The following is a 3792-nucleotide window of genomic DNA, read 5'->3' as shown; positions in this document are numbered from 1 at the left end:
TCGAGGTGTTGCGAACGAGATGAAGGTCACGTTGCTGATCGTCACGCACGAAATGCGTTTCGCACGGGAGGTCTCCGACCGCATAGTGGTCTTCGACGGCGGGCGTATCATCGAGCAGGGCCCGCCCGACCAGATCTTCAAGAATCCCCAATCCGAGCGCACGCGTTCATTCCTGCACTCCGTCCTGAACCATTGAGCCAAGCATATGGAGGCCTTCTGAGCTCGCGACCATTCACAAGGAGCGCACCTATATGCTCCTTTAGTCGCCTATCTGCCGCGGGCGGGTGCAGCCAAAAACGGCCTCGCCGACTATCCGCTCAAACCGGTTCTGAGTCGGAGGAGCAAGGCTTGGCGTCACCGACATATTAACGTTTGGCCTCCACCTTGCGGAGCACTCGATTCAGCTGAACTGCGCGTCTCATCTCTGTTGCTTCAGTGGCGCTCACGTGGACTTCTTGCGAGTGTGAAGAGAAACCTACCTGGTGTCATGAACCAGAAGTTCGCGACATTACGACCCCTCGGCTTAAGTATTGTATCGGTAGAAGCGTTGAATAAAAACGAGGATGTCGTCGACGGAGTTGATCCATTTGAATGGGTTGTGATTGTCACTGTGATGACTGATGAAGTCAATGATGTCGACGCGCAGAGTCTCGGGGGTCTGATAGATGGCGGATTCAACCGTTCGTCGCAACACTCAGCGAAACACGTTGCGAAGAGAACCTGTACAGGCAGGCTGCGCTCAAAGGCCGACGAGAGATCATAGACCGTTCTGGACAGCGTGCCTCGGGGCAATCGAGCGAGGATGCTGCGATTGAGGCCGGAGTGTCGCCGGCGGTCGGAGTGCGCTGGTTCCGGAGGGCGGGCGGTATTCGCGTCGTCAAGACTTCCGTCAGGGCGCTATCTCTCGTTCGCGAACGTGAGGAGATTGCGCTCTTGCGCGCGCAGGGTCATGGAGTGCGGACCATAGCTCGTCAACTCAAGCGGCCTGCATGTCGATCTCTCGTGAACTCAGGCCGTGGCTCTTGCACTTAACATCAGACCCAGGAAAACCCTCGGTTGGGAAACACCCGCGGAAACTCTCGACCAATTGCTACAAGCGAGCGATACACAGCACGTTCGGACGAACGGTTGCATCCGCCGTTGGCACGCCGATCTTCCTCCCGATTTCGTACAGACAAGAAGCGCGGTAAGTCCATCGTGCGGAGGGGTCTGGGAACAGCTACTCGAACACTCGGGCTGCTGCGAGGCATTCTCACGTATGCCATTTAACTCGGCCTAGTCGAGAAGAACTCAATTCATGGCGTGCGATAGCCGGCTATGAGTTAGAAACCCTGAGCGATGAAGAGCATCGAGGCCTTGGAAAAGCCGTCTATAAAGAACCTGGGTTTCAGCTCGGGACGAGCTGAAGCTGGAGGACTTTGGCGCAACAGGACCTGCAGCCAGCGGAGCAGACGCCAGAAGCTGTAGCCGGCGGCGACGAGGACGGGGCATTGATGGCCTCGCCTTGGCGGTGACAGAGACAGCTGCGGCCCATTCATTCGGATTTGAGATGGCCGATGACCGGCGTCGAGGGGGAAGCGCCGGCGCAGCTCGCGTTCGTCTTGGGTGTTACCCGCCGCTTATGGCTTGATATGAACACCCTGAGCTTGTATTCGGGTGGCGCATTGTGGCCGCGATAGCTCTTATGGGGCTAGGATGAGCTCAATAATGTTGCCGATCAGCGCCTCCATGTCCGGAATGACGGTTTTAGCATATGCCCAGCAATGGGGTTGCCGGGCAGCGCCTTCACATGGGTGACGAACTGACCGCCTTTTGCGCGCGCCTGGTGCGCCTTGCCGATGCACTTCAAACCCGGCGCGTGCAGCGCGTAAGAGCTGGGGCTGGCGCTTCTTTTGATCAAGCCGCGCCAGCGCCAGCATGCCAAGGACAATCTCGCCCAGCAAGTCTGTACGCCTTCGATCTTGCGGGTCATGTCGCGGATGTCGCGGCCTAGATAGATCCTGAGCTTCTTTGGGCTCTGTTGGGGCGCTTGAATTGCTTGGCGTGGGCACAGCGCTGATACTTGATCAGCGTTGCGCACTCGTGCTTAGGATTGCCGCAAGGCGAGGCCCTGCCGTTTTGCCAGCCGGATCAGGATCTCGCGGGCGCGGTTGGAGCTGGGCATGGGTCGTCTCATCACGTTCTTGGGCTGCACCGTGGTGTCGACGATGAGGCGATTGACGTTGGACGGCTTGATCGCAACCGAGAGGCTCTCCTGCAATAGAGCCTGCAGCTTCTCCTCGCCCAAGCGTTGCCGCTAGGGCGTCAGCGAGGAGCGGTCGAACACCGGGATGCTGGAAGAACTCCTCGCCGCAGAAAAACGATTCGTAGGATTCTTCACCCAGCTCTCGCTCAGCACCTCATGGGAGAGGTCGTGTGTATTTGGGGATCGAAAGCCCGCCATCAGTCGCGTCGGCAATGGCGGCCGGCTGGCTCGTCCTCGTAGACCGGCCCGAACTACCGCTCCAGGAACGACCAGTCGATGGTCCGCGCCAGCTTGATCAGCGGGCGCATATCGATGGTCGCGTCCAGCCTCGAACGGAGAAAATCGGTCTGTCGCGTGTCGCCCGTTCCTTTGGTCGCATTGCTCCCTCCGATACGACGTTGTTCTGCAGTTCGATGAGGGCACGGCCATGACAGTGAGGCCGAGTGCGCGCAGGCGTTCGACGGTCGGATGAATGAGCACGATGATCTCCTGATCAGTTGTGGTAACCACGGCCGCGGATGTTGGCGGAATAGGACCGGCACCTCCTGGGTGGGAGGCGCTGTTTTGTCCGTGCCGTTCTTCAGGATCGCGGCGACCGATTTGTAGGAACGGGCGTTGAGCGAAGGGCGCGGGCGCAGGAGGCGCGCCGAGACGTTGATTGACGTCATCCTCCGGTCGCGCTTTCAATTACCCACAAATTCTCCTCCGACCATGACACCTAGCGCTATGTCGGTGAGACGTGACAGCCCGCGCCACATGACGGTATTGCCGGGTGGCGGATCGCTGGCGCGGGCGAGATAACCGCCGAGCCGGGCGACCTTGATCAGATAGTGCGACAGCGTTTTCCGTCTTGCTTTTGGTCTTTCGTTCACGAGGCGATCGAGCACGCCGATTTCAGTCGCGGTCAACGCGAGGCTTGGCGGCGCGTCTGGAGCCGAACGGTTGAGCATCGTCATCCAAAAGACCCGCCAACTCAGGATGGAAAAGAGCGAGATCAGATTGGTCAGACGCTGGGCGGTCCTGAGCTTTGACTGCTCAGCTTTGCAGCCTGATTTAAGGATCTTGTGGAACACCTCGATCTTGCATCTCAAAGCATACCATTCGAGCTTCTCAATGGCGTCGGTGCGGGAGCTAACAGGCAGATTTGTGATCAGCTTCCACTGGATTTTCTTTCTATTCTTCTGCGTCATGCGTTCTTCGGCATGGATCACCGTCAAGGTCAGCGCGGGATAGCGCTTCTGCTTTCCGATTGGCGGCAGCACGCGAAGCTTGCGATATCTGATCTCGAGGACGGCTTCATCGGGATCGACGAAAACCTCGTCCATTTCGTCGGCGATCGTGTGATTTCCATCCCCGGCCAAACGGTCAACGCAAGTCCTAATCACGAAATGCGTTCCAGCCTCCCGGGCCGCGCAGAACAGCTCATAGATGTCGCTCTCGCGATCACCGTAAGCGCGATTTTCTCCGCACGGTGACGCCCGCGCTTTTGACGGATGGCCTTCGTATCGAGGGCGGCATCTGACCCGTTCAGGCAGCGGCGGTTTTGG

Annotated in this window: 1 protein-coding gene and 3 pseudogenes; 2 read left to right on the top strand and 2 right to left on the bottom strand. The window is 58.6% G+C overall.

Going from position 1 to position 3792, the window contains the following annotated elements; genetic code table 11:
• Window positions 1-196: pseudogene (locus IVB48_RS11765) on the top strand (ectoine/hydroxyectoine ABC transporter ATP-binding protein EhuA); the annotation flags it as partial.
• A 584-nt stretch (window positions 197-780) separates the two neighbouring features.
• Window positions 781-984 (top strand): annotated as a pseudogene (locus IVB48_RS11760) (helix-turn-helix domain-containing protein); the annotation flags it as partial.
• 338 nt (window positions 985-1322) lie between these two features.
• Here IVB48_RS11760 and IVB48_RS11755 read toward each other — a convergent pair.
• A pseudogene (locus IVB48_RS11755) lies at window positions 1323-2637 on the bottom strand (IS5/IS1182 family transposase).
• Between the two features lie 291 nt (window positions 2638-2928).
• Window positions 2929-3792, bottom strand: an 864-nt coding sequence (locus IVB48_RS11750) for an IS4 family transposase (RefSeq protein WP_247400032.1), incomplete at its 5' end; no start/stop codon positions are given.

The sequence above is a fragment of the Bradyrhizobium sp. 76 genome (assembly GCF_023073025.1).
Taxonomy (GTDB): domain Bacteria; phylum Pseudomonadota; class Alphaproteobacteria; order Rhizobiales; family Xanthobacteraceae; genus Bradyrhizobium.
Note: the sequence above shows the minus strand (reverse complement) of the source record. Positions and strands in the feature narration are given on the sequence as shown.